Origin of the sequence: Hydrogenophaga sp. (assembly GCF_030373225.1) — a bacterium.
Taxonomy (GTDB): domain Bacteria; phylum Pseudomonadota; class Gammaproteobacteria; order Burkholderiales; family Burkholderiaceae_C; genus Hydrogenophaga.
Genome location: NZ_JAUCZG010000005.1, coordinates 68,610 through 91,584, shown reverse-complemented (window position 1 = coordinate 91,584; position 22,975 = coordinate 68,610). Strand labels below are relative to the sequence as shown.

The window sequence follows — 22,975 nt, the reverse complement described above, 5'->3', positions numbered from 1 at the left end:
TGTAGGGGGTGCGCTCAGCCTTTCCAGGTGAAGGGGAACGCGAGCTGTTTCAGGAAGCCCTTGGGCACGTGGTCGCCCAGCACACCGTAGCGCTCGGGCCAGACCTTGTTGCTGTGGACGGCGGTTCCGAACACATGATCGAGAAACGCAAAGTGGGCAGCGTAGTTCCTGTCCAGCGCGTCGGCGTCCTGGCTGTGGTGCCAGTGGTGGAAGTTCGGCGTGACGACAAGGTAGCGCAGCGGGCCCAGGCGCACGCTCACATTGGCGTGGTTGAACACGGCCTGGAAGCCCACCACGATGATGTAGGCGTCGATCACCTCCTTGGAAAAACCCAGCAGGTAGATCGGCCCGAGCACCAGGGTGCGCGTGATGATGGTTTCCAGCAGGTGCTGGCGCGAACCGGCCATCCAGTCCATGTGTTGGCTGCTGTGGTGCACCGCGTGCAGCCGCCAGAGCAGTGGGACCTCGTGGTAGGCGCGGTGTGTCCAGTACTGGGCGAGGTCGGCCACCAGAATGATCAGGGGCAGCGCGGCCCAGAACGGCAAGGCCGCGATCCAGCCGCGCAGGCCTTGCACCGGCACCCAGCCGAAGAGGCTGTGCACCAGCAGGTTGGTGGCCAGCAGCATGAAGCCGATCACCAGGTGGTTGACGATGAAATGCTGGAAGTCGGTCTGCCATTCGGGGCGAAACACCGGCTGGTCGCGGCGCAGCGCAAAGAGTTTTTCAATGAAGATGAAGATCAACGCCGAGCCCAGCAGATCGAGGATGAACCAGTCCATGCCGATGTAGGGCGTGTGGTCGGGAAAGTGGGGGTCGACGTCCACCTGGTGCCCGCCCAGCAGTGCGCTGAGCGTGACCAGCGTGAAGGCGCAAGCCGAGAGCCAGCGCGCCCGGTTGAACAGCACGTTCACCAGACTCAGGCCACCCGCCACCACCAGGGACACGAACAGCAACCGCCGCAGGAACGCCACGTCGTATTGCTGGCGCAGCTCGGGCGTGGTGAGGTATTGCGGGAAATGAAAGGCCATCACGCCGAGCAAGCACAGGATGGCCAGCGACAGCGCGATCACACCGGTGATCAGCCCGTGGCCCGGGCGCAGGGCGCCGTGGCCGTCCAGGATCTGCTGGAGTTTCTTGAGCATGCGACGAGCTCCGAAGGCACCCCGATGGGGCGCGGCTGCGGCAGTGTAGCGGGGCGCTGGCGCGCGGGCTCAGGCCGTGCGGGCGAGCGGCAGAGGCGTCTGAAGAGCGGCGATGCCGCTGACCACATGACCGACCACGATCACCGCCGGGCTGCCCAGGCCCTCGCGCTCGATGGTGGCGCGCAGTTGCCCCAGGGTGGTGACCGCGTGCCGCTGCTCGGGCAGCGTGGCGTGCTGGATCACGGCCACCGGTGTGTGGGCAGGCAGGCCGGTGAGCAGCTCGGTCTGGATCTGTTGTGAACCACTCACGCCCATGTAGATCACCAGCGTGAGCCTGGCGTCGCGCGCGGTGGCGGCCAGCGCCTTCCAGTCGGTGCCGCGGTCGCCGGGCTTGGCGTGACCGGTGACGAACACCACACCGTGAGCGTGTTCGCGATGGGTCAGTGGTACCCCCAGCGAGGTGAGGCCGGCCAGGCCCGAGGTGATGCCGTTGACCACCTGCACCTCGATGCCGGCGGCGCGCAGGGCTTCCACCTCTTCGCCGCCGCGCCCGAAGATGAACGGGTCACCGCCCTTGAGCCGCACCACCACTTCGCCTTCGCTGGCGGCCATGACCATGAGCTTTTCAATGAAGGCTTGTGGGGTGCTCTTGCAACCGCCGCGTTTGCCCACGTGCACGATGCGCGCACGCGGTGAGGCGTGCGCCAGCACCGCGTCGCTCACCAGATCGTCGACCAGCAACACGGTGGCCGCGCCGATCGCCCGCACGGCCTTGAGCGTGAGCAGTTCGGGGTCGCCTGGCCCTGCGCCCACGAGCGAGACGGTGCCGGGCAGGAAGTCAGAGGGCGTGTGCATGGGCTGGGGAGTCATGGTGCTCGAGCGCTCGCAAGATGTGTTCCACCTGCAGGGCGATCGGCGTGGGAATGGGTATCGAACCGTTGAGCACGGCGCGGATGTACTCGGCGCTGTGTGCCGCGTCCACCGTGGGCAGCGAAGGCAGTTGCGCGAGCGGCCCGTCTTGCTGTGGCTGCACCTCGGTGCGCTCGCCTTCGCGAAAAATTTCCATGCGGGGTGTGCGCCGCGCATCGGCTACCGGTTCACCTTCGGTACCGCGCAGCAGCATGGCGTGGGCACCGGTCAGGGCCCAGGTGGCGGCCATGGACGTTGCGTATTCGGGGTGGGTGTAGCTGCCCACGATGAAAGCCGGGCCGGCGCACGGGTTCATCAGTTTCACCAGGCTGTGCGCCGGGTTGCGCAGGCCGACCACACGGCGCACGTCGAGCAGGCGCTTGAGGCCGGGGCACAGCACCTCGGTGGGCACAAAGGCCACCTCGCCTGCGGCCAGTCGGGGCACCTGGGCCGCGGGCAACACACCGAGTTCGCTGAACACGGCAGATGCAAACACACGCCTGTCTTCGGTGGCCGTGCCGTGCACCACCACGGGCACACCCTGGCGCGCCAGCAGCAGCGCGAGCAGGGGCGTGAGCACCGGCAGCTTGCGCGCACCGTTGTAGCTGGGCAGCACCACGGTGGTGAGGCCGTTGTCGGGCAACTTGTGCAAGCGGGCGTGCGCAGCGTCGAGAAAGCCAGCCATCTCGTCGGGGGTTTCGCCCTTGATCCGCATGGCCAGGCAAAAACCGCCCACCTCCAGGTCGGTCACTGTGCCATCGAGCACCTGGCCCAGCAGGTCGGCGGATTGCTCGCGCGTGAGCGCTCGCGCGCCGTCCTTGCCGCGGCCGATGTCCTTGATGTAGTGGCTGATCCCCATGGCGCGCGATTGTCCGGGAAGTTTGATGACTCGGGGTTATATGGCCAAAGCGGGCTTCAGGCGGGCAGCAGCGCGGGCGTGGCGCGCACCAGGCGCATGAGCTCGGGCACACACGAGCCACAGTGGGTGCCGCATCGCAGACTGCCTTGCAGCGTCGCCAGGCGCTCGTCGTCGCTGCCCTCGCAGGAGGCCAGCCGCTTGGTGATGGCCAGGTCGGTCACGTTGAAGCAGGTGCATACCTGCCGGCCCCTGACTTCGATGGCCACGGGTGTCTTGGCGCCGGGCATGAGCAGGCGACGGCCGTAGGCATTGGCGGGCAACTCGTCCTGCAGCAGCGGCTTGAGCCAGGCCTCGGCGCGCGTGTCGCCGGCGAGCATGAAACCGTCGAGTCGTGTGACCTCGCCCCCACGCACCAGGCGCGCGGCGCGGTGCTGGCCCAGGCGTTTGTCGTCGTAGCGCAGGGCGTCGGTGGTGTTCAGGCCCAGCAGTGCTTCGATGCGCGCGATCAGGGCAGGCTCGGGTGCTTCGTGCGCGGCGGCGCGAAACAGCACCCCGGTGCGGTCCCGGCCGAACGGGACGCAGGACGCGAACGGAAACTTCGCCATGAACTCGCGCAACCCGTGCTGTGCGCTCAGGGCGTCGGTCTCTGGCAGCCAGGCCATGGCCAGCAGGGTCCAGGGCAGTTCGGCCTTGAGCACCTTCACCGCGGCGTGCTTGAGCTCCGGCTGTTTCGAGGTGGGGCAGCAAGCCGAGGTGGTGAGGGCGTTGACACCGGCGAGCACCTCGCCGGTGCTGCTCAGGCCGCTGAGGTACTCGGCGCCCCAGTGCATGGCGATGAAGGCCTGCGACAGGCCGATGTCGGTCGAGCCCTGCAGCGGCACCACGATGGAGCCGCGCTTGCTGGTCACGTGCACCAGATCACCTTCCTTCAATCCACGCCGCACCATGTCCTGCGGATGGAGTTGTACCGCCGGCTCGGCCACGTGACCGAACAGCCGGCCCAGCGTGCCGGTGCGCGTCATGCCGTGCCACTGGTCGCGCAGGCGGCCGGTGGTGAGCGAGAAGGGGTAACGCGATTCGCGCGGCTCGGCCAGCGGAGCGAAGGGCAGGGCGGCGAAGCGGGCACGCCCGTCGGGTGTGGGGAAGATGCCGTCTTCGTAGAGGCGCTGTTTTCCCTGCGTGTCGCCGGACCTGAAGGGCCATTGTTGCGGGCCTTGCTGTTCCAGCAAGGCGTAGCTGAGGCCGGTGATGTCGAGGTCGCGGCCCCGGGTGGATTCGCGGTGTTCGTTCCAGATGGTCTCGGGGTTTTGGTAGGGAAAGAGCGAAGCGTCTTTTCGTGCCCGACCCACGCCCGTTCGCCCCGGGCTTGTGGAAGGGCTCATGCGTTGCGGGTTGGTGAGGGCTTCGACAGGCTCAGCCCGAACGGAGGTTGGCTCGGTCGAAGCGGAGGTTGGCTCAGCCCGAACGGACGCCTCCCGTTCGCCCTGAGCTTGTCGAAGGGCCACCGCCGGCAGGACCCGCTCCAGTCTTTGCGCAAAGTCCACCACGATGCGCCAGTCGTGCCGCGCTTCCCCCGGGGGCGCCACCGCCGGGCGCACGCGGCTGATGCAGCGTTCGCTGTTGGTCACGGTGCCGTCCTTTTCGCCCCAGGTGGTGGCGGGCAGCAGCAGGTCGGCGAAGTCGCAGGTGGCCGCCGTGGCGTAGGCCTCCTGCACCACCACGAACTCGGCGCGCTGCAGCGCGCGGCGCACGGTGGCCTGGTCGGGCATGGACTGGGCCGGGTTGGTGCAGGCGATCCACAGCGCCTTGATCTCGCCATCGGCCGCGGCTTCGAACATCTCCACCGCGCTCTTGCCCGGTTGCCCGGGCACATCGGCCACGCCCCAGAGGGCCGCGACTTCGGCGCGGTGCTGCGGGTTGGACATGTCGCGGTGGGCGCCCAGCAGGTTGGCCAGGCCGCCAACTTCACGCCCACCCATGGCGTTGGGCTGGCCGGTGAGGCTGAACGGGCCGGCGCCCGGCTTGCCGATCTGGCCGGTGGCCAGGTGCAGGTCGATCAGCGTGGCGTTTTTCGCCGTGCCGCTGCTGCTCTGGTTCAGGCCCTGGCAATAGAGGCTGAGCGTGGCGGGCGACTGCGCAAACCACTGCGCGGCGGTGTGGATGTCTTCCTTCTTCAGGCCACAGGCCAGCGCCACGCGGTCCGGTGAGGCATCTCGCACCAGGGCCTTGAGCGCATCGAACCCGCTGGTGTGTGCGGCCATGAAGGCCGCGTCCAGCCAGCCTTCCCACAACATGGTGTGCAGCATGCCGTGGAACAGCATCACGTCGCTGCCGGGTTGCAGCGGCAGGAACAGGTCGGCCAGGCCTGCGGTGTCGGTGCGGCGCGGGTCGGCCACGATCACCTTCATGTCTGGGTTGAGCTTCTTCGCTTCTTCGATGCGGCGAAACAGCACCGGGTGCGCAAAGGCCGCGTTGCTGCCGACGATGAACAGGCAGCCGGCGTGGTTCACGTCGTCGTAGCAGGTGGGTGGCGCGTCTGCCCCCAGCGTGAGCTTGTAGCCCGCCACCGCGCTGCTCATGCACAGGCGTGAGTTGGTGTCGATGTTGTTGGTGCCGATCAGGCCCTTGGCCAGTTTGTTGAAGACGTAGTAGTCCTCGGTCAACAACTGGCCGCTGATGTAGAAGCCGACCGCGTCGGGGCCGTGATGTGCGATGGTGGAGGCGAAGCGGTCGGTGGCGAGGTCGAGCGCCGCGTCCCAGCCCACAGCCTGCGCGGCGCTGCCGCGTTTCAGCCGCTGCATGGGCTGCAGCAAGCGCGTCTGCTGCGCGATCGCGGGCGAGGCGGTGAGGTGCAGCGTCTGACCTTTGGTGCAGAGTTTGCCGAAGTTGGCCGGGTGGTCCGGGTCGCCGCGCACGCCGGTGATCTGGCTGCCCTCGCTGTCGATCAGCACCCCGCAGCCCACGCCGCAGTAGGGGCAGGTCGAGCGGGTGGTGGTCGGGCTCATGCGGTGGCGGTTCGGCGCGCAGGGCCGGCGAGCGGGCGCGTGAGCTCGGTCGCGTGCGTGGCGAGCTCGGCTGCATCCAGGTGCACCACGCCGTCTTCCACCTTCACCGCAAACCGCGGCGTGCAGCCCTCGTCGGGTTCTTTGGCGCAGCCGCTGTCCAGGCCAATGGTCCAGTTGTGCAGCGGGCAGGCCACGCTGCTGCCGAAGACGATGCCCTGGCTCAAGGGGCCGCCCTTGTGCGGGCAGCGGTCGAGCAGGGCGAACACCTCGTCCCGGGCGTTGCGGAACAGCGCCACGTCCAGGCCGTGCTCGCGCTGCACGCAACGCGAACCGAGCACCGGAATGTCGTCCACGCGGGCGATGGGAATCCACGGGCTCATGCATTGGCTCCTTCGATGGCCACAGCCTGGATCGGAACGAACTGGCGCGTGTCCAGCGCGGCCTTCTGGTGTTCGAACCAGGGATCGGGTTCCCCATCGAGCGCGAACTGAAGCTCGGCCCACAGCGCCTTGCGGCCCTCGTGGTCCTCGAGGATCCTCTTCTTCACGTAATCCAGACCCACGCGGTTCACGTAGTGCACCGTTCGCTCGAGATACCAGCCCTCCAGCCGGTAGAGCTGCATGAAGGCGCCGGTGTATTCCAGCACCTCCTCGGCGGTCTTGAGCTTGGTGAAGAAATGCGCCACCTCGGTCTTGATGCCGCCGTTGCCGGCCACGACCATCTCCCAGCCCGAGTCGACGCCGATGATGCCCACGTCCTTGATGCCGGCCTCGGCGCAATTGCGCGGGCAGCCCGAGACGGCGAACTTCACCTTGTGCGGTGCGTACATGCGCCACATCGCACGCTCCAGGTCCTTGCCCATCTGCGTGCTGTCTTGTGTGCCCATGCGGCACCACTCGCTGCCCACGCAGGTTTTCACCGTGCGCAGGGCCTTGGCATACGCATGGCCGCTGGGCATGCCGATGTCGTTCCAGACCGCCTGCAGGTCTTCCTTCTTCACCCCCAGCAGGTCGATGCGCTGGCCACCGGTGACCTTCACCGTGGGGATCTTGTATTTGTCCACCGCATCGGCGATGCGGCGCAGTTCATCGGCGGTGGTTTCACCACCCCACATGCGCGGGATCACGCTGTAGGTGCCGTCCTTCTGGATGTTGGCGTGCATGCGCTCGTTGACGAAGCGGCTTTGCGGATCGTCCTTCGCCTCTTTGGGCCAGGTGCTGATCAGGTAGTAGTTGACGGCGGGGCGGCAGGTGGCGCAGCCATCGGGTGTGCGCCATCCCATGCCGGCGAAGACCGCGCCGGTGTTGGTGTACCGGCTCTGCCGAATGGCGTCGCGCACCGCCTGGTGGCCGTGGTCGGTGCAGGCGCACATGGCCTTGAGCTTCGGGGTGGCCGAGTAGTCACCGCCGGCGGTGAACATCAGGATCTGCTCGACCAGACCGGTGCACGAGCCGCAGCTGGCACTGGCCTTGGTCTGCTTGCGAACCTCTTCGAGCGTGAACAGGCCCTTGTCCTTGATCGCCTTGCAGATGGCGCCCTTGGTCACGCCGTTGCAGCCGCAGACCTCGTCGGTATCCAGCATGGCCGAGGCCTTGCTCTGGCCCTGATGCCCCACATCGCCGATGTTGGACTCGCCAAACATCAGTTTGTCGCGGATGTCGGCGACGCTGCGGCCGTCGCGCAGCAGCTTGAAATACCAGCTGCCATCTACCGTGTCGCCATACAGGCAGGCGCCGATCAGCCGGTCGTCCTTGATCACGAGTTTCTTGTACACGCCAGCCGACGGATCGCTCATCACGATCTCTTCGGTGTCGCGCCCGCCGGTGAAGTTGCCGGCAGAGAACAGGTCGATGCCGGTGACCTTGAGCTTGGTCGAGGTGAGCGATCCGGTGTAGCGCCCGATGCCGAATTCGGCCAGATGGGTGGCCAGCACCTTGCCCTGTTCGAACAGCGGGGCCACCAGGCCGTAGGCGATGCCGCGGTGCGCCGCACATTCGCCCACCGCGTAGATGCGTGGATCGGTCACCGTCTGCAGCGTGTCGCTCACCACGATGCCCTTGTTGACGTGCAGGTTCATGCGTTCTGCCAGCGCCGTGTTCGGGCGAATGCCCACGGCCATCACCACCAGGTCGGCTGGCAATTCGGTGCCGTCCTTGAACCGGATGGCCTTCACCCGCCCGTCGTCGCCACCCACCAGCTCCTGCGTCTGTGCGCCGATCAGAAAATTCATGCCGCGTGTCTCCAGCGACTGCTGAAGCAGCTTGCCCGCCACCTCGTCGAGCTGGCGTTCCATGAGCCAGGGTGCGACGTGCACCACGCTCACCGTCATGCCGCGCTTCATCAAACCGTTGGCCGCTTCCAGACCCAGCAGGCCGCCGCCAATGACGACGGCGTGTTTGTATTTCGTGGCCGCGTCGATCATGGTCTGCGTGTCGGCGATGTCGCGGTAGGCCAGCACGCCGGCGAGATCCTTGCCCGGGATGGGCAGCATGAAAGGGTTGGAGCCGGTCGCCATGATGAGCCGGTCGTACGGCGCCTCGATCATGCTGCCGTCGGCATTGGTGGCGCGCACCACACGTTTGACGCGGTCCACCTCGGTCACCGTCTTGCCGGCGTGCAGGGTGATGCCGTTGTCGCTGTACCAGGCCCAGTCGTTGAGCACGATCTCGCCCAGCGTCTGTTCACCGGCGAGCACCGGCGAGAGCAGGATGCGGTTGTAGTTGGGGTGGGGCTCGGCGCCGAAGACGGTGATGTCGTAGAGATCGGGCGCGAGCTTGAGCAGCTCCTCGATCGCACGCACACCGGCCATGCCGTTGCCGACCATGACAAGCCTGAGTCGCTGGCGGGGTGGAAGGCGCATGTCCATGTCAGGCTTTCAGTGCGATGGCCGCGGCAACGCCCGGGCTCGCACGCGCAGCGGCGATCGGTTCCACCTTGCGCTGCTTTTCGTACAGGAAGGTCAGGATCTCCTGGCGGCAGTGGTTGTAGACCGGGTTCTCGGCCAGCGCGATGCGGTTGCGTGGGCGCTCCAGCGGCACGTCGAGGATCTGCCCGATGGTGGCGGCCGGGCCGTTGGTCATCATCACCACGCGGTCGGACAGCAGCACGGCTTCGTCCACGTCGTGCGTGATCATCATGACCGTGTTGCCCAGCTCGCCCTGTATGCGGATCACCTCGTCCTGAAGGTGGGCGCGCGTGAGGGCGTCGAGCGCGCCGAAGGGCTCGTCGAGCAGCAGCACCTTGGGCTCCATCGCCAGTGCACGCGCAATGCCCACGCGTTGCTTCATGCCTCCCGAAATCTCCGAAGGCAGGCGGTGCAGGGCGTGCGACATGTTCACCATGTTCAGGTTGTGCAGGATCCACTCCTTGCGCTCGGCGCTGGTCTTGCTGTCGGCGAAGATCTTGGCCGCGGCGATTTCCACGTTCTGGTAGACCGTGAGCCAGGGCAGCAGCGAGTGGTTCTGAAACACCACGGCGCGGTCCGGACCGGGCGAGTTCACTTCGCGTCCGTCGACAATCACGCCGCCGGCAGAGGCCCGGAGCAATCCGGCCACGATGTTCAGGACGGTGGATTTTCCGCAGCCCGAATGGCCGATGAGCGAGATGAACTCGCCGCGCTGGACCTCGAGGTCGATGCCGCGAAGCACCGGGTTGACCACACCGTTGTTGCCGGTGAAGGTCATGTCGACGCGTGAGAGGGTGAGATAGGCGTTGCTCATGGGGTGCTCCTGAAATCGCGGCTCAGCTGGCCGAGGTGCCGTGGGTCACGGCGCGGCCGATCCAGGCGACCACCCGGTCGAGCAGGAAGCCGATCAGGCCGACGTAGACGAGCGCGAGGATGATGTCGCTGATGCGCGAGGAGTTCCAGGCGTCCCAGATGAAGAAGCCGATGCCCACGCCGCCGATCAACATCTCGGCCGCGATGATCGCCAGCCACGACAGGCCCACGCCGATGCGCAGGCCCGAGAAGATGAAGGGCGCGGCCGCGGGCAGCATGATCTTGATGAAATACTCGATGCCGTTGAGCCGGATCACACGCGCCACGTTGCGGTAGTCCTCGGGGATATTGCGGATGCCGATGGACGTGTTGATGATGATGGGCCAGATCGAGGTGATGAAGATCACGAAGATGGCCGAGGGGTTGCCGTCCTGGAAACCGGCCAGCGAGATCGGCAGCCAGGCCAGGGGCGGCACGGTGCGCAGCACCTGGAAGAGGGGGTCCAGCCCACGCAGGGCCCAGGTGGACTGGCCCACCAGCACGCCCAGGCTGACACCGGCGACCACCGCCAGCGAATAGCCGTAGGCCACGCGCTGGAGGCTGGCGAGCAGCTGCCAGGCGATGCCGACATCGTTGCCGCCGTTGTCGTAGAACGGGTGCAGGATCAGTTCCCAGGTGTCTTCGATCACCCGGCTGGGTGCCGGCAGTGCCGCACCCGGGCGCGAGCCCAGCATTTCCCAGACCAGCACGAGCAAGCCGATGACGACCAGGGGGGGCAGCACGTGGTTGACGAACCCGCGCGACGCGGTCTTGAGCCAGCCCGGCAGCGCCGACGACGCCGCCGCAGGCGCGGACAGCCGGATCGGCTCGATGGTTTCGGTGGTGTTCATTGAAATGCTCCGGATCGGAATGGGGAAACGTCGGGCTCGAGGTGTCAGGCGTTCTTGAGGTACTTGATGCTCAGGCTGTCGAGGTATTTCTTCGGGTTGGCCGGGTCGAACACCTTGCCGTCGAAGAAGGTCTCCACGCCACGCGAGGTGGAACCGGGGATGTCCCTGGCGGCCACGCCCAGCTCTTTGGCCGCGGCGCGCCAGAGGTCTTCACGGTTGACCTTGGCGATCAGGGCCTTGGTGTCCAGGTTGGGCGGCAGGTAGCCCCAGCGGATGTTCTCGGTCAGGAACCACAGGTCGTGGCTCTGGAAGGGGTAGCTCGCCTGGTCCTTCCAGAAGCGCATCTGGTACTTGCTGTTGGCCTCGACGCGGCCGGTGCCGTAGTCGAAGTCGCCCTTGACGCGGTCGATCACGTCGGCCACCGGCGCGTTGATCCAGCGCCGGCGCGAGCAGATCTCGGCCACCTCGGCGCGGTTGGCCGGGTCTTCGCACCACATCTGCGCCTCCATCACGGCCTTGAGCAAGGCCTTGGTCGCGATCGGGTTGGCCTGCACGTAGTCGGCGCGCATGGCAAAGGCCTTTTCGGGGTGGTTCATCCACAGTTCGCTGGTGGTGAGCGCCGTGTAGCCGATCTTCTGGTTGATCAGCTGGCGGTTCCACGGCTCACACACGCAGAAGGTGTCCATGCTGCCGACCTTCATGTTGGCCACCATCTGCGCGGGCGGCACCACGATGGTGGTGATGTCCTTGTTCGGATCCACGCCGCCGGCGGCCATCCAGTAGCGGATCCACATGTCGTGCGTGCCGCCGGGGAAGGTCATGGCGGCATTCACCGGCTTGCCGGTCTTGAGGCGCTTGGCGAGCAGGGCCTTGCTGAATTCCTTCGTGTCCACGCCGACCTTGAGGTCCTTGTACTCGTCACCCACGGAAATGCACTGGCCACCGAGGTTCAGGCGCGCCAGGATGTTGATCGGCACCGGGATGTTGTTGGCCGTGACGGCCCCGGTGCTGATGAGGTAGGGCATGGGCGTGAGGATGTGGCCGCCGTCGATGCCCCCCTTGCCGGAGCCCAGCACCAGGTTGTCGCGCGTGGTGCCCCAGGAGGACTGTTTGAGCACCTCGACATCGGACATGCCGTGCTTCTTGAAGAAGCCCTTTTCGTCGGCGACGAACAGCGGGGCGGCGTCTGTCAGCGCGATGAACCCGAGCTTGGCCGCCCGGGTTTCGGGGGCGCCAGTGGCCTGGGCCCGGGCTCGGCTCGACCAGAGACTGCCCGTCAGCGCGGCGGCGCCCAGTGCCGAGGCTTTCTGGATGACATCGCGGCGCGAGGGGGACGTGGCGTTCGGTGGTTTCTTCATGATCAACTCCTGTGAAAGGTGAAAAAGCAAGGCCCAAAAGCAAAACGGCGCCCATTGCATCCCTGACCGAGGTCAGGAGAGCAATGGACGCCGTTGTCCGTGTCTGGGGAGACTGGAAGAGGCCGACCGCCATTGGTCAACTTCTTCGATGGTTCTTTCAAGCAGTTACCGTGCCAGCTTCAGGGTCATCCCGCGCAACGCGCAAAGAGCCCTGATTCACAAGCCAACACGCCCGGGGTCGGGCAGAAGAGCGCGATGCGGCGTTGCCTCGATGGCGCGCGCGGGGCCTCAATCTGGTGCAAAGCCACGGGTCGGCACGAAATTTGTGCACTGCAGCAGCAAACCGGTGCTCAACTCAAGCCAGGCGCTCAGGCAGCATGTCGGCCATGGACAGCACCGCCTCGGCCACTTCGACCAGGCGGCGGTTCTGGTTCATCGCCATCTGGCGCATGGTCTTGTGGGCGTCTTCTTCACTGAGGTGGCGGTGCGCCATCAGCAGGCCCTTGGCGCGCTCGATCAACTTGCGCTCGTTGAGGCTGGCGCGCACCGTGTCGAGTTCTTCACTCATCGATTGCAGCCGCCGGGCCTGCTCCTGCACCAGTTCCAGGATCGAGCGCTCGAGATGCGGGCCGTAGCTCGTTGGCGCCGTGGCGTACCCGCCGGCGTTTGCGCCAGACGGCGTCTGGAAGAACGACAACACGTCCGGTTCGGTCGCCGGGCTGTTGTTCAAGGCGTGAAAACGACCCAGTTCGGCGTGGGCCGCGGTGACCTTTTCCTCGCAGGCCTGCAGCAGGTCGAGCGCGAGGCGGTCTTCGACCGCCTTCATGCGATCGATCCGCCGGCTGCAGCAATCGAACCAGGCCTTGCTCAACTGGTCGTTCAGGGGCGCGCCGTGCGCCGCCGTGCACAGCACGCGGCGCAGGCGCTCCAGCTCGGCCAGCATGGCACTGGCCTGGGTGGCGTTCCACAGCTCCAGCGCCTGCGCATTGGAAAACTCGGCAAACACCTCCAGGCAGCGCTCCTGCGACTCGATCAGGTGCAGCAGCCGTTGCTGCTCCACGGCCTCGGCGCGTCCCGCGGCGAACAGCGCGGAGCCCGTGGCCCGCTCCTGACCGGCGAATTCCTTGCCCTGCATGAAGTTGAACAGGGCCACCAGCAGGCGCGAGATTTCAGGATCGCTGGCGCTGTCCGCGGCTTCGAACACCACCGCCAGCAAGCCCGTGATCAGCCGCACATAGGCCTCGGTGGCCTGCCGCGGCGACCATTCGAGCGCCTGCACCCGCAGGCGCAGACCCTCCAGTGCATCGAGCCCGTGCAACACGTAGGCCATGCGGCTGAACAGTCGCGCACCATTGCCCACCAGCGCCGAATCGGTGTCGAGTTCGTCGAAACAGGCGCGCAACTCGGCTTCGATCTGCCGACTCTCGCCGATCTGCTGCCTGCGCACCTCGCCGAACTGCTGGCCCTGGGAGCCCAGAAACAGGTTGGACAGGCCGCGTTCGCGCTGCAGCCCATGCACCAGCCGTCCGGTCACATTGACCAGCGCGCTGGTGAGCGCGAGTTGCTCGAGTTCGGCGATCTCGCAGCGTTTGGCCGCGACCAGAAAGCGCAGGCCCGATGTCATCTTGAAGGGGATGTGGCACACATTCCCTTGGCGGAGCAACAAACATGCCGCCCGTACACTCGACGCATGCTGATTTTGGGAATCGAATCGTCCTGCGACGAAACCGGCGTGGCCCTGGTGGACGCCAGCGGCGGCCGAACGCCCCGCCTGCTCGGCGATGCGCTGCACAGCCAGATCGAAATGCACCGCGCCTTCGGGGGCGTGGTGCCCGAACTCGCCAGCCGCGACCACATCCGTCGCGTGTTGCCGCTGACCGACGCGGCGCTGGCCCAGGCCGGCGTGCCGCTCTCGGCCGTGGACGCCGTGGCCTACACCCGCGGCCCCGGCCTGGCCGGCGCGCTGCTCGTGGGGTCGGGCGTGGCCTGCGCGCTCGGGTTTGCGCTGGGCAAGCCGGTGATCGGCGTGCACCACCTCGAAGGCCATTTGCTGTCGCCGTTCCTGAGTGCCGACCCGCCCGAGTTTCCCTTTGTGGCGCTGCTGGTCTCGGGTGGCCACAGCCAGCTGATGCGGGTGGACGGGGTGGGGCGCTACACCCTGCTCGGCGAAACCATCGACGACGCGGCCGGCGAGGCGTTCGACAAGTCGGCCAAGCTGCTCGGCCTGGGTTACCCCGGCGGCCCGGCGCTGGCACGGCTGGCGCTGCAGGGCGATCCCCTGGCCTACAAATTTCCGCGCCCGCTGTTGCACAGCGGCGATCTCGATTTTTCCTTTGCCGGCCTCAAGACCGCGGTGCTCACCCAGGTCAAGCGACTGGCCCATGCCCGGCTGGACGGCCCTGCCACGTTGCACCTGGCCGATCCGCTCACCTTGCAGCAGAAGGCCGATGTGGCCGCGAGCGTGCAGGCCGCCATCGTCGAGGTGCTGGTCAGGAAGTCCATGGCGGCGGTGCGCCAGACCGGCCTGCGCCGCCTGGTGGTGGCCGGCGGGGTGGGGGCCAACACCCAGTTGCGTGAACAACTGGGCAGCGCTTGCGCCCGGGCCGGCGTGCGGGTGCATTACCCCGAGCTTCACCTGTGCACCGACAACGGCGCCATGATCGCGCTGGCCGGTGGCATGCGGGTGCAGGCCGGACTGGTGGACTGGAGCCTTGCCGGCGCTGCCGGTTACAGCTTCGACGTGAAGCCGCGCTGGCCCCTGGCCGAACTGGCGCCGCCTGCGGTGCTGGTTTGAATACCCGGGTGGGTGAGCTGTTGTAATTATGAATTAGACTCCGCGACCGCTGTCGCCCAGGTGACTTCGATCCACGGGGCACCGGCCCTGCAACAGCGTCATCCAGGAGCCCTGTCAATGAACAAACCGATCCACTTCTTGTTGTCCTTGCGCCGTTGCGCGCTGTTGGCCGCCCTGGGCGCGGCACTGGCCGCGCCGGCGGTGCAGGCCCAGGCGCCCGCTCCCATCCGCATCGGCATGATCGAAGGCCTGTCCGGGCCGTTTGCCAACACCGGCGAGGCGGTGTACCGCAACCTGGTCTGGGCCACCGAGCGCGTGAACGCCCGCGGCGGTGTGCGCCTGCCCGGTGGCAACCGCCCGCTGCTGATCGAACGTTTCGACAGCAAGGGACAGACCGAAGAAGCCCTCTCGGCGCTGCGTCTGGCGGTGGACCAGGACATCACCATCGTCACCCAGGGCAACTCGTCGGCCGCTGCCAGCGCGCTGATCGAGGCCATCAACAAGCACAACGCGCGCGAGCCGGCGCGCCAGATGCTGTTTCTCAACTACGCGGCGGTGGACCCGGCCCTGACCAACGAAAAATGCAGCTTCTGGCATTTCAGGTTCGACGCCCACGCCGACATGCGCATGACCGCACTCATGAGCGTGCTGCGCGAGGACCGGCAACTCAAGAACATCTACCTGATCGGCCAGGACTACAGCTTCGGGCAGGCCGTGCTGCGCGAGGGCCGCAGCCAGCTGGCTGCGCAGCGTCCCGACGTGAAGATCGTCGGCGAAGAACTGCACCCGATGGCGCGGGTGAAGGACTTTCTGCCCTATGCCACCAAGATCAAGGCCAGTGGTGCGCAGGCGGTGCTCACCGGCAACTGGGGCAACGACCTCAGCTTGCTGGTGAAGGCGGCGCGCGAGGTCGGGTTCGACGGCACCTTCTACACCTTCTACGGCAACGCGCTCGGTGCGCCGGCGGCCATGGGCGAGGCCGGGATCGGCAAGGTGATCGCGGTGGCCGACTGGTTCCCCAACGTGCCCACGCGCGAATCGGAAGCCTTTTACCGTGAGTTTCGCCAGCGCTTTCCCGACCCGGCCGACGACTACGTGCACATGCGCATGCAGCTCATGATCGAGTCGCTGGCGCAGGCCATCGAACGTGCCGGTGCCTCGGGCCCGGTCAATGCGGCCACCATCGCGGCCCGGCTGGAGAAGGCCGAGGTCACCCTGGCTGGCCAGAGCGCCCGCATGCGCGCGGCCGACCACCAGTTCCAGCAGGCGCTGGCGGTGGCCGTGATGGACCGCCAGGGTGCGCCCGGTGTGAAGTTCGACGTCGAAGGATCGGGCTACGGTTTTCGCGTCATCCGCAACATGACTCCCCAACAAGCCGAACAGCCTCATCGCTGCAACATGGTTCGACCCTGATGTCCCAACGCCCACCCTTAATGCGCCCTGTCATTGAAAGCCTCGAGGCCTCCCGCATCCGCGAGGTGGCCAACGAGGGACTGGGTCGCGACAACGTGCTCAAGTTCTGGTTCGGCGAGAGCGACGAAGTCACGCCCGGCTTCATCCGCGAAGCGGCCGTGGCGTCGCTGCAGGCGGGTGAAACCTTCTATGCGCACAACCTCGGCCTGCCCGAACTGCGCCAAGCGCTTGCCAGCTACACCGACGGCCTGCACCCGGGCCTGGGAACGGCGCACTGGATGGACCGCCTGGCCATCACCTCCGGCGGGGTCAACGGCCTGATGCTGGCATCGCAGGCGCTGGTGGAGGCGGGCGACGAGGTGGTGGTGGTCACGCCGGCCTGGCCCAACCTGGTGGCGCAGCCGCTGATCATGGGCGCGACGGTGAAGAGCGTGCCCCTGCGCGTGCTCACCACGGGTGCACGCGCCGGCGCGTGGGCGCTGGACATGGAGGCCTTGTTGTCGGCCATCACGCCGGCCACGCGCATGCTGGTCGTCAATGCACCCAACAACCCCACGGGCTGGACGCTGACCCGCGAGGAGCAGGCCACCATCCTGGCGCACTGCCGGCGCAGCGGCACCTGGATCCTGGCCGACGAGGTTTACGAACGGCTGTACTACGCGGGTGACACCGCCAACGGCGCTGCCAGCAGCTTTCTCGACGTGGCCGAGCCCGACGACCGGTTGGTGGTCGCCCACAGTTTTTCCAAGAGCTTTCTCATGACCGGCTGGCGCCTGGGCTGGCTGGTGCTGCCCGCAGCGCTCACCGCCGCGATGGGCAAGCTGATCGAATTCAACACCTCGTGCGCGCCGGTGTTCGTGCAGCGCGGGGCCACCGTGGCGCTGCAGCGCGGCGCGGAGGTCACCCCCGCGCTGGTGGCCCACCTGAAGACCTGCCGCGACACCCTGGTGCCGCTGCTGCGCGCCGTGCCCGGCGTGACGCTGGCCGAGCCCTTGGGCGGCATGTACGCGTTCTTCAAGCTGCAAGGCCACGACGACTGCCTGGACGTGGCCAAGCGGCTGGTGCGCGAGGCCGGCATCGGCCTGGCGCCGGGCAGCGCGTTCTCGGCGGAAGCGGCCGGCTGGCTGCGCTGGTGCTTCGCCAGCCGCGACACCCACCGGCTGGAGGAAGGTGCCCAGCGGCTGCAGCGCTGGATCGCCGCCAACTCCGGCGCTGGCACTTGAGCCGGTCTGCCCTATAATGCGCGGTTGCCGTTCGAAAGGACAGCATACCCACGCCCGATGCGGCGGCCGGCTCTGGAGCAACTCCTCGGACCGGCTGGCTGCGCCGGGACGCATGTAACCCAGAAGGAAACTCCATGATTGCCCAATCCATCAAAGCCGAGGTCGTCGCGGCCAACGCCCGCGCCGCCAACGACACCGGCAGCCCTGAAGTGCAGGTCGCCATCCTGACCGCACGCATCAACGAACTCACCCCCCACTTCAAGACGCACGCCAAGGACCACCACGGCCGTCGCGGCCTGCTGCGCATGGTGAGCCGCCGCCGCAAACTGCTGGACTACCTGAAGTCCAGGGACGCCCAGCGTTACATTGCGCTGATTGCGAAACTGGGCCTGCGCAAGTAATTGGCCCCGGCTTGATGCACAAAACGCCTGAGTTGGTTCGCTGGCTCGGGCGTTTTTTGCTTTTTTGACCCTTTTTTGATTCCGGAGCATCGATCACAGAGCGAAGCTGTGTCATTCCAAGCGGGTTGAGCGCCTGAGGCGAAGCAATCAATCCATCTGGAATGGCATCGTGTTCTGGGTTGTGTTTCCGGGTTTTGTGCGGGTTTGCCGCACGCTGTGTTTTCCGCCCGGTGGCGGAAAGAATTCCAGGAGATAAACCATGAGCATGTTCAACAAAGTCACCAAGACCTTCCAGTGGGGCCCACACACGGTCACCATGGAAACCGGCGAAATCGCGCGCCAGGCCACCGGCGCCGTGCTGGTCAACATCGATGACACCGTGGTGCTGGCCACCGTGGTCGCCAAGACCGAAGCCAAGGCCGGCCAGGACTTCTTCCCGCTGACCGTGGACTACACCGAGAAGTCGTACGCCGCCGGCAAGATCCCCGGCAGCTTCTTCAAGCGCGAAGGCCGCCCGAGCGAACTCGAAACGCTGACCTGCCGCCTGATCGACCGTCCGATCCGCCCGCTGTTCCCTGAAGGCTTCTACAACGAAGTCCAGGTGATCGTGCACGTGGTGAGCCTGAACCCCGAAGTGCAGGCCGACATCGCCGCCATGATCGCGACCTCGGCCGCCTTGTCGGTCAGCGGCATCCCGTTCAACGGGCCCATTGGTGCAGCCCGCGTGGGTTACATCAACGGGCAGTACGTGCTCAACCCGGGTCAGACCCAGCTCAAGGACAGCCAGCTCGACCTGGTGGTCGCCGGCACCGAGTCCGCCGTGCTGATGGTGGAATCCGAAGCCGACCAGTTGTCTGAAGAAATCATGCTCGGCGCCGTGGTGTTCGGTCATGAGCAGGGCAACATCGCCATCGCTGCGATCAACGACCTGGTGCGCGACGCCGGCAAGCCGTCGTGGGACTGGCAGCCGCCGGCCAAGGACGAGCCGCTGATCGCCCGCATCGATGGCCTGGCCAAGGCCAGGCTGGAAGCCGCCTACCAGATCCGCAACAAACAGGCCCGTACCCAGGCCTGCCGGGCCGCTTACGCCGACGTGTTCGCCGCCCTGAAAGCCGAAGGCGTGGCGTTTGACAGCGTGGCCATCGAAGCCCTGCTGTTCGAGATCGAAGCCAGGATCGTGCGTGGTCAGATCCTCGCCGGCGAGCCCCGCATCGACGGCCGCGACACCCGCACCGTTCGCGCCATCGAAATCCGCAACGGCGTGCTGCCGCGCACCCACGGCTCTTCGCTGTTCACGCGTGGCGAAACCCAGGCGCTGGTCGTGGCCACGCTGGGCACCGACCGCGACGCGCAGCGCATCGACGCGCTGGCTGGCGAGTTCGAAGACCGCTTCATGCTGCACTACAACATGCCTCCCTTCGCCACCGGCGAAGCCGGCCGCTTCGGCACGCCCAAGCGTCGCGAGATCGGCCATGGCCGTCTGGCCAAACGCGCACTGATCGCGGCCCTGCCCAGCAAGGAAGACTTCCCTTACACCATGCGCGTGGTGTCGGAAATCACCGAGTCCAACGGCTCCTCGTCAATGGCCTCGGTCTGCGGCGGCTGTCTGGCACTGATGGACGCCGGCGTGCCGATGAAGGCCCACGTGGCCGGCATCGCCATGGGACTGATCAAGGACGGCAACCGCTTCGCGGTGCTGACCGACATCCTGGGTGACGAGGATCACCTGGGCGACATGGACTTCAAGGTGGCCGGCACCACCAACGGCATCTCGGCGCTGCAGATGGACATCAAGATCCAGGGCATCACCAAGGAAATCATGCAGGTCGCACTGGCCCAGGCCAAGGAAGCCCGCATGCACATCCTGGGCAAGATGCAGGAAGCCATGGGCGAAGCCCGGACCGAGGTGTCCAACTTCGCACCCAAGCTGTTCACGATGAAGATCAACCCCGAGAAGATCCGCGACGTCATCGGCAAGGGCGGCGCCGTCATCCGTGCGCTGACCGAAGAGACCGGCACCCAGATCAACATCGACGAAGACGGCACCATCACCATCGCTTCGACCGACGCCGCCAAGGCCGACGAGGCCAAGCGCCGCATCGAGCAGATCACGGCCGAAGTGGAAGTGGGCAAGGTCTACGAAGGCCCCGTCACCAAGATCCTCGACTTCGGTGCCCTGATCAACCTGCTGCCCGGCAAGGACGGCCTGTTGCACATCAGCCAGATCGCCCATGAGCGCGTCGAGCGTGTTTCCGACTACCTCACCGAAGGCCAGGTTGTTCGGGTGAAGGTGCTCGAGACCGACGAAAAAGGCCGCGTCAAGCTGTCCATGAAGGCGCTGGCTGACCGCAATGCGGTTGAGCCACAGCAGCAGCCGCAGTCGTGATTCCGGTGGTGATGCAGGCGGTTGAAATCAGCAGCTTCGGTGGACCCGAGGTGCTGCGCCTGGGCGAACGCCCGGTGCCGGTTGCGGCTGCGGGCGAGGTGCTGATCCGCGTCAGCGCGTCGGGCGTGAACCGCCCCGACGTGCTGCAGCGCACCGGCAACTACCCGGTTCCGCCGGGTGCCTCCGACATCCCCGGCCTGGAAGTGGCCGGCGTGATTGCCTCGGGCGATGCCGCTGCCATGGAAGCGGCGGGCCTGAAGCCGGGCGATCGTGTCTGCGCCCTGGTCGCCGGGGGCGGCTATGCGCAGTGGTGCGTGGCCCCCGTGGGGCAGTGTCTGCCGGTGCCTGATGGCCTGGACGATATCGCCGCCGCATCGCTGCCCGAGACCTTCTTCACCGTGTGGAGCAATGTGTTCGACCGCGCCCGGCTGCAACCGGGCGAGACCCTGTTGATCCAGGGCGGCACCAGCGGCATCGGTGTGACCGCGATCCAGATGGCCAAGGCCCTCGGTGCGCGCGTCATCGCCACGGCCGGAAGCGACGAAAAATGCGCGGCCTGTGTCGCACTGGGCGCCGACCACGCGATCAACTACAAGACCCAGGATTTCGTCGCCACGGTTGCCGACCTCACCGGTGGGCGCGGTGTCGACGTGGTCCTCGACATGGTCGCCGGCCCGTACGTGGCGCGCGAGATCGACTGCCTGGCCGAAGATGGCCGGCTGGTCATCATTGCGGTGCAGGGTGGCGTGAAAGCCGAGTTCAATGCCGGCCTGGTGTTGCGCCGCCGTCTCACCATCACCGGCTCGACCCTGCGGCCGCGTCCGATCGCCTTCAAGACGGCGATCGCGCAGGCGCTGCGTGATCGCGTCTGGCCATTGCTGGCTCAGGGGCAGATCAAGCCGGTGATCCATCAGGTGTTCCCGGCTGGCGAGGCTGCAGCGGCCCACGCGCTCATGGAATCCAACCGCCACATCGGCAAGCTTGTGCTCACCTGGGCATGACGGCACCACTGACATGAAACCACTGATCGCAGGCAACTGGAAAATGAACGGCACGCTGGTGGCCAACGAGTCGCTGGTGAAAGCCATGCTCGATGGCCTGGCTGCCCAGGCACCCGGTGCCGACATGGCCCTGTGCGTGCCCGCGCCGTATCTCGCCCAACTGCAATCGCTGCTGAACGGCAGCGCGATCTCCTGGGGGGCGCAGGACGTGTCCAGCCACGAGAAGGGCGCCTACACCGGAGAGGTGTCGGCGACCATGCTCAAGGACTTCGCCTGTCGCTACGTGATCGTGGGTCATTCCGAGCGGCGCCAGTACCACTGCGAGTCCGATGCCCTGGTGGCCGAGAAGGCCAGGCTGGCGCTGGCCCACGGCATCACGCCCATCGTCTGCGTCGGCGAAACCCTGGCCGAACGCGAGGCCGGCCAGACCGAGATGGTGGTCAAGCGCCAGTTGGCTGCGGTGATCCACGCGGTGGCTCACTGCACCAGTGAGATCGTGGTGGCCTACGAGCCTGTCTGGGCCATCGGCACCGGCAAGACCGCCTCGCCCGAACAGGCGCAGCAGGTCCATGCGGTGCTCCGTGCCCAGTTGGCCGCCGCCACCCAGCATCCCGAGCGTGTGCACATTCTTTATGGTGGCAGCATGAACGCAGCGAATGCCGCCAGTCTGCTGGCCCAGCCAGACATCGACGGTGGCCTGATCGGGGGCGCGTCCCTCAAGGCCGCCGAATTCCTGCACATCGTGGCTTCGGCCCGCTGACTTTTTCTCGTGCCCTCACCGGCACATAGCCAACCGTGATTCCGGAGTAAAAAATGAACGTTGTATTGACCATCCTGCTGGCGGTGCAGATCCTCTCGGCCCTGACCATGATCGGCCTGATCCTCATGCAGCACGGCAAGGGCGCCGATGCGGGTGCGGCCTTCGGTGGTGGTGGCGCGGGCTCGGCGAGTCTGTTCGGTGCCTCGGGGGGTGCGAACTTCCTGTCGCGTTCCACGGCCGTGCTGGCCGCCGTGTTCCTCGCTTGCACACTTGCATTGGCTTACTTCGGCAACCTGCGCGAAGCGCCGAGCTCGGGCAGCGTGCTCGAAGGCGTTGCGGCACCCGCGCTGCCCGCCGATCCGGCGCAGCAAATTCCCGGCGCAGGTCCTTCGGTTGCACCGGCGCCAGAAGCCGCACCTGCGCCAGTCGGACCGGCACAAATCCCTGCGAAATGATGGTGCGGGCATGCACGTCCGCCGTGCATGCCGTTCCATCTCCCTTTCGAGTGCAAAAAGGCTCCGAGCCTCTCAAAACAGGGTGTGATTCAGGGTAAACTCTGATGCTTGTCAGCAAGGCTCACACAGACCTCGTGAGCCGGCAATGCAGACCAGCCGACGTGGTGAAATTGGTAGACACGCTATCTTGAGGGGGTAGTGGCGAAAGCTGTGCGAGTTCGAGTCTCGCCGTCGGCACCAATCTTTGGACAACACGGCCCCGCGCCGTGTCAGCGGAACCGACCAAGATGAGTCTCGAACAATACCTACCTGTGCTCCTGTTCATCTTGGTGGGTGTTGCCATCGGGATCATCCCGCAGGTGTTGGGTTACATCCTCGGTCCCAACCTCCCGGACGCTGAAAAAAATTCTCCTTACGAGTGCGGCTTCGAAGCGTTCGAAGACGCCCGCATGAAGTTCGACGTCCGCTACTACCTCGTGGCGATCCTCTTCATCCTGTTCGATCTCGAAATCGCTTTCCTCATCCCGTGGGCCGTGGCCTTCTCGGACATCGGCATGACGGGCTTCCTGGCGGGCGTCGTCTTTCTCGCCATCCTCACCGTGGGCTTTGCCTACGAATGGAAGAAGGGTGCGCTGGATTGGGAATGAGCGGCAACAACACA

Annotated in this window: 19 protein-coding genes and 1 tRNA gene; 10 read left to right on the top strand and 10 right to left on the bottom strand. The window is 66.4% G+C overall.

All coding sequences use genetic code 11. The features are described from left to right. Positions 1–14: 14 nt before the first annotated feature. The 10 genes from QUV35_RS04580 to QUV35_RS04535 all read right to left on the bottom strand — a co-directional run bounded on the left by QUV35_RS04580 (position 15) and on the right by QUV35_RS04535 (position 13,505). On the bottom strand, positions 15–1,142 hold the full coding sequence (locus QUV35_RS04580) for a sterol desaturase family protein (protein WP_300871199.1): 1,128 nt from the start codon (positions 1,140–1,142) through the stop codon (positions 15–17). A 69-nt stretch (positions 1,143–1,211) separates the two neighbouring features. Further along, positions 1,212–1,997, bottom strand: coding sequence for a uroporphyrinogen-III C-methyltransferase (gene cobA / locus QUV35_RS04575; protein ID WP_300871197.1), 786 nt, complete (start codon positions 1,995–1,997; stop codon positions 1,212–1,214). Then, positions 1,981–2,910 (bottom strand): DNA-binding protein YbiB, encoded by a 930-nt coding sequence (gene ybiB, locus QUV35_RS04570; protein ID WP_300871196.1) that lies wholly within the window; start codon positions 2,908–2,910, stop codon positions 1,981–1,983. Before ybiB ends, cobA begins: the two co-directional genes overlap by 17 nt. Positions 2,911–2,966: 56 nt before the next feature. Continuing rightward, positions 2,967–5,915: a nitrate reductase gene (locus QUV35_RS04565; protein ID WP_300871194.1), complete on the bottom strand. Its 2,949-nt coding sequence runs from the start codon at positions 5,913–5,915 to the stop codon at positions 2,967–2,969. Further along, on the bottom strand, positions 5,912–6,295 hold the full coding sequence (nirD, locus tag QUV35_RS04560) for a nitrite reductase small subunit NirD (RefSeq protein ID WP_300871192.1): 384 nt from the start codon (positions 6,293–6,295) through the stop codon (positions 5,912–5,914). The genes QUV35_RS04565 and nirD overlap by 4 nt, the downstream gene beginning before the upstream one ends. Beyond that, the gene (gene nirB / locus QUV35_RS04555; RefSeq protein WP_300871191.1) at positions 6,292–8,781 is read right to left on the bottom strand and encodes a nitrite reductase large subunit NirB; all 2,490 of its coding nucleotides are present in this window, start codon (positions 8,779–8,781) and stop codon (positions 6,292–6,294) included. The genes nirD and nirB overlap by 4 nt, the downstream gene beginning before the upstream one ends. 1 nt (position 8,782) lies before the next feature. Then, complete coding sequence (locus tag QUV35_RS04550) at positions 8,783–9,598, bottom strand: ABC transporter ATP-binding protein (protein WP_300871324.1); 816 nt, start codon at positions 9,596–9,598, stop codon at positions 8,783–8,785. 58 nt (positions 9,599–9,656) lie between these two features. Then, positions 9,657–10,523 (bottom strand): nitrate ABC transporter permease, encoded by an 867-nt coding sequence (gene ntrB, locus QUV35_RS04545; RefSeq protein WP_300871189.1) that lies wholly within the window; start codon positions 10,521–10,523, stop codon positions 9,657–9,659. A 44-nt stretch (positions 10,524–10,567) separates the two neighbouring features. Next, on the bottom strand, positions 10,568–11,881 hold the full coding sequence (locus tag QUV35_RS04540) for an ABC transporter substrate-binding protein (protein ID WP_300871187.1): 1,314 nt from the start codon (positions 11,879–11,881) through the stop codon (positions 10,568–10,570). Positions 11,882–12,236: 355 nt separating this feature from the next. Beyond that, positions 12,237–13,505, bottom strand: coding sequence for a nitrate regulatory protein (locus QUV35_RS04535; protein ID WP_300871185.1), 1,269 nt, complete (start codon positions 13,503–13,505; stop codon positions 12,237–12,239). A gap of 66 nt (positions 13,506–13,571) precedes the next feature. Between QUV35_RS04535 and tsaD the strand changes: the two genes are divergently transcribed. The 10 genes from tsaD to QUV35_RS04485 all read left to right on the top strand — a co-directional run bounded on the left by tsaD (position 13,572) and on the right by QUV35_RS04485 (position 22,961). Further along, positions 13,572–14,675 (top strand): tRNA (adenosine(37)-N6)-threonylcarbamoyltransferase complex transferase subunit TsaD, encoded by a 1,104-nt coding sequence (gene tsaD / locus QUV35_RS04530; protein ID WP_300871183.1) that lies wholly within the window; start codon positions 13,572–13,574, stop codon positions 14,673–14,675. Positions 14,676–14,792: 117 nt separating this feature from the next. Next, complete coding sequence (locus tag QUV35_RS04525; protein WP_300871181.1) at positions 14,793–16,088, top strand: branched-chain amino acid ABC transporter substrate-binding protein; 1,296 nt, start codon at positions 14,793–14,795, stop codon at positions 16,086–16,088. Continuing rightward, positions 16,088–17,311 carry a pyridoxal phosphate-dependent aminotransferase gene (locus tag QUV35_RS04520; protein WP_300871179.1) on the top strand — a complete coding sequence of 408 codons (1,224 nt, stop codon included), beginning with the start codon at positions 16,088–16,090 and terminating at the stop codon, positions 17,309–17,311. The genes QUV35_RS04525 and QUV35_RS04520 overlap by 1 nt, the downstream gene beginning before the upstream one ends. Before the next feature lie 134 nt (positions 17,312–17,445). Further along, positions 17,446–17,712, top strand: a complete 267-nt coding sequence (rpsO, locus tag QUV35_RS04515) for a 30S ribosomal protein S15 (protein WP_300871177.1) — start codon at positions 17,446–17,448, stop codon at positions 17,710–17,712. Between the two features lie 259 nt (positions 17,713–17,971). Then, positions 17,972–20,098, top strand: coding sequence for a polyribonucleotide nucleotidyltransferase (gene pnp / locus QUV35_RS04510; protein ID WP_300871175.1), 2,127 nt, complete (start codon positions 17,972–17,974; stop codon positions 20,096–20,098). Between the two features lie 11 nt (positions 20,099–20,109). After that, positions 20,110–21,099 carry an NAD(P)H-quinone oxidoreductase gene (locus QUV35_RS04505; RefSeq protein WP_300871322.1) on the top strand — a complete coding sequence of 330 codons (990 nt, stop codon included), beginning with the start codon at positions 20,110–20,112 and terminating at the stop codon, positions 21,097–21,099. 13 nt (positions 21,100–21,112) lie between these two features. Then, on the top strand, positions 21,113–21,859 hold the full coding sequence (gene tpiA, locus QUV35_RS04500) for a triose-phosphate isomerase (protein WP_300871173.1): 747 nt from the start codon (positions 21,113–21,115) through the stop codon (positions 21,857–21,859). Positions 21,860–21,912: 53 nt separating this feature from the next. Next, positions 21,913–22,314: a preprotein translocase subunit SecG gene (gene secG / locus QUV35_RS04495; RefSeq protein ID WP_300871171.1), complete on the top strand. Its 402-nt coding sequence runs from the start codon at positions 21,913–21,915 to the stop codon at positions 22,312–22,314. 155 nt (positions 22,315–22,469) lie between these two features. Then, positions 22,470–22,554: transfer RNA gene (locus QUV35_RS04490), tRNA-Leu, on the top strand. Between the two features lie 47 nt (positions 22,555–22,601). Next, positions 22,602–22,961 carry an NADH-quinone oxidoreductase subunit A gene (locus QUV35_RS04485; RefSeq protein ID WP_300871169.1) on the top strand — a complete coding sequence of 120 codons (360 nt, stop codon included), beginning with the start codon at positions 22,602–22,604 and terminating at the stop codon, positions 22,959–22,961. Positions 22,962–22,975 lie beyond the last annotated feature (14 nt).

Coding starts and splice junctions, on each gene's coding strand:
- QUV35_RS04525 (WP_300871181.1), top strand. CDS start 14,793: ATGAACAAACCGATCCACTTCTTGTTGTCCTTGCGCCGTTGCGCGCTG.
- QUV35_RS04565 (WP_300871194.1), bottom strand. CDS start 5,915: ATGAGCCCGACCACCACCCGCTCGACCTGCCCCTACTGCGGCGTGGGC.
- ybiB (WP_300871196.1), bottom strand. CDS start 2,910: ATGGGGATCAGCCACTACATCAAGGACATCGGCCGCGGCAAGGACGGC.
- QUV35_RS04505 (WP_300871322.1), top strand. CDS start 20,110: ATGCAGGCGGTTGAAATCAGCAGCTTCGGTGGACCCGAGGTGCTGCGC.
- QUV35_RS04535 (WP_300871185.1), bottom strand. CDS start 13,505: ATGACATCGGGCCTGCGCTTTCTGGTCGCGGCCAAACGCTGCGAGATC.
- pnp (WP_300871175.1), top strand. CDS start 17,972: ATGAGCATGTTCAACAAAGTCACCAAGACCTTCCAGTGGGGCCCACAC.
- QUV35_RS04540 (WP_300871187.1), bottom strand. CDS start 11,881: ATGAAGAAACCACCGAACGCCACGTCCCCCTCGCGCCGCGATGTCATC.
- rpsO (WP_300871177.1), top strand. CDS start 17,446: ATGATTGCCCAATCCATCAAAGCCGAGGTCGTCGCGGCCAACGCCCGC.
- ntrB (WP_300871189.1), bottom strand. CDS start 10,523: ATGAACACCACCGAAACCATCGAGCCGATCCGGCTGTCCGCGCCTGCG.
- tsaD (WP_300871183.1), top strand. CDS start 13,572: ATGCTGATTTTGGGAATCGAATCGTCCTGCGACGAAACCGGCGTGGCC.
- QUV35_RS04485 (WP_300871169.1), top strand. CDS start 22,602: ATGAGTCTCGAACAATACCTACCTGTGCTCCTGTTCATCTTGGTGGGT.
- cobA (WP_300871197.1), bottom strand. CDS start 1,997: ATGCACACGCCCTCTGACTTCCTGCCCGGCACCGTCTCGCTCGTGGGC.
- tpiA (WP_300871173.1), top strand. CDS start 21,113: ATGAAACCACTGATCGCAGGCAACTGGAAAATGAACGGCACGCTGGTG.
- secG (WP_300871171.1), top strand. CDS start 21,913: ATGAACGTTGTATTGACCATCCTGCTGGCGGTGCAGATCCTCTCGGCC.
- QUV35_RS04520 (WP_300871179.1), top strand. CDS start 16,088: ATGTCCCAACGCCCACCCTTAATGCGCCCTGTCATTGAAAGCCTCGAG.
- nirB (WP_300871191.1), bottom strand. CDS start 8,781: ATGGACATGCGCCTTCCACCCCGCCAGCGACTCAGGCTTGTCATGGTC.
- nirD (WP_300871192.1), bottom strand. CDS start 6,295: ATGAGCCCGTGGATTCCCATCGCCCGCGTGGACGACATTCCGGTGCTC.
- QUV35_RS04550 (WP_300871324.1), bottom strand. CDS start 9,598: ATGACCTTCACCGGCAACAACGGTGTGGTCAACCCGGTGCTTCGCGGC.
- QUV35_RS04580 (WP_300871199.1), bottom strand. CDS start 1,142: ATGCTCAAGAAACTCCAGCAGATCCTGGACGGCCACGGCGCCCTGCGC.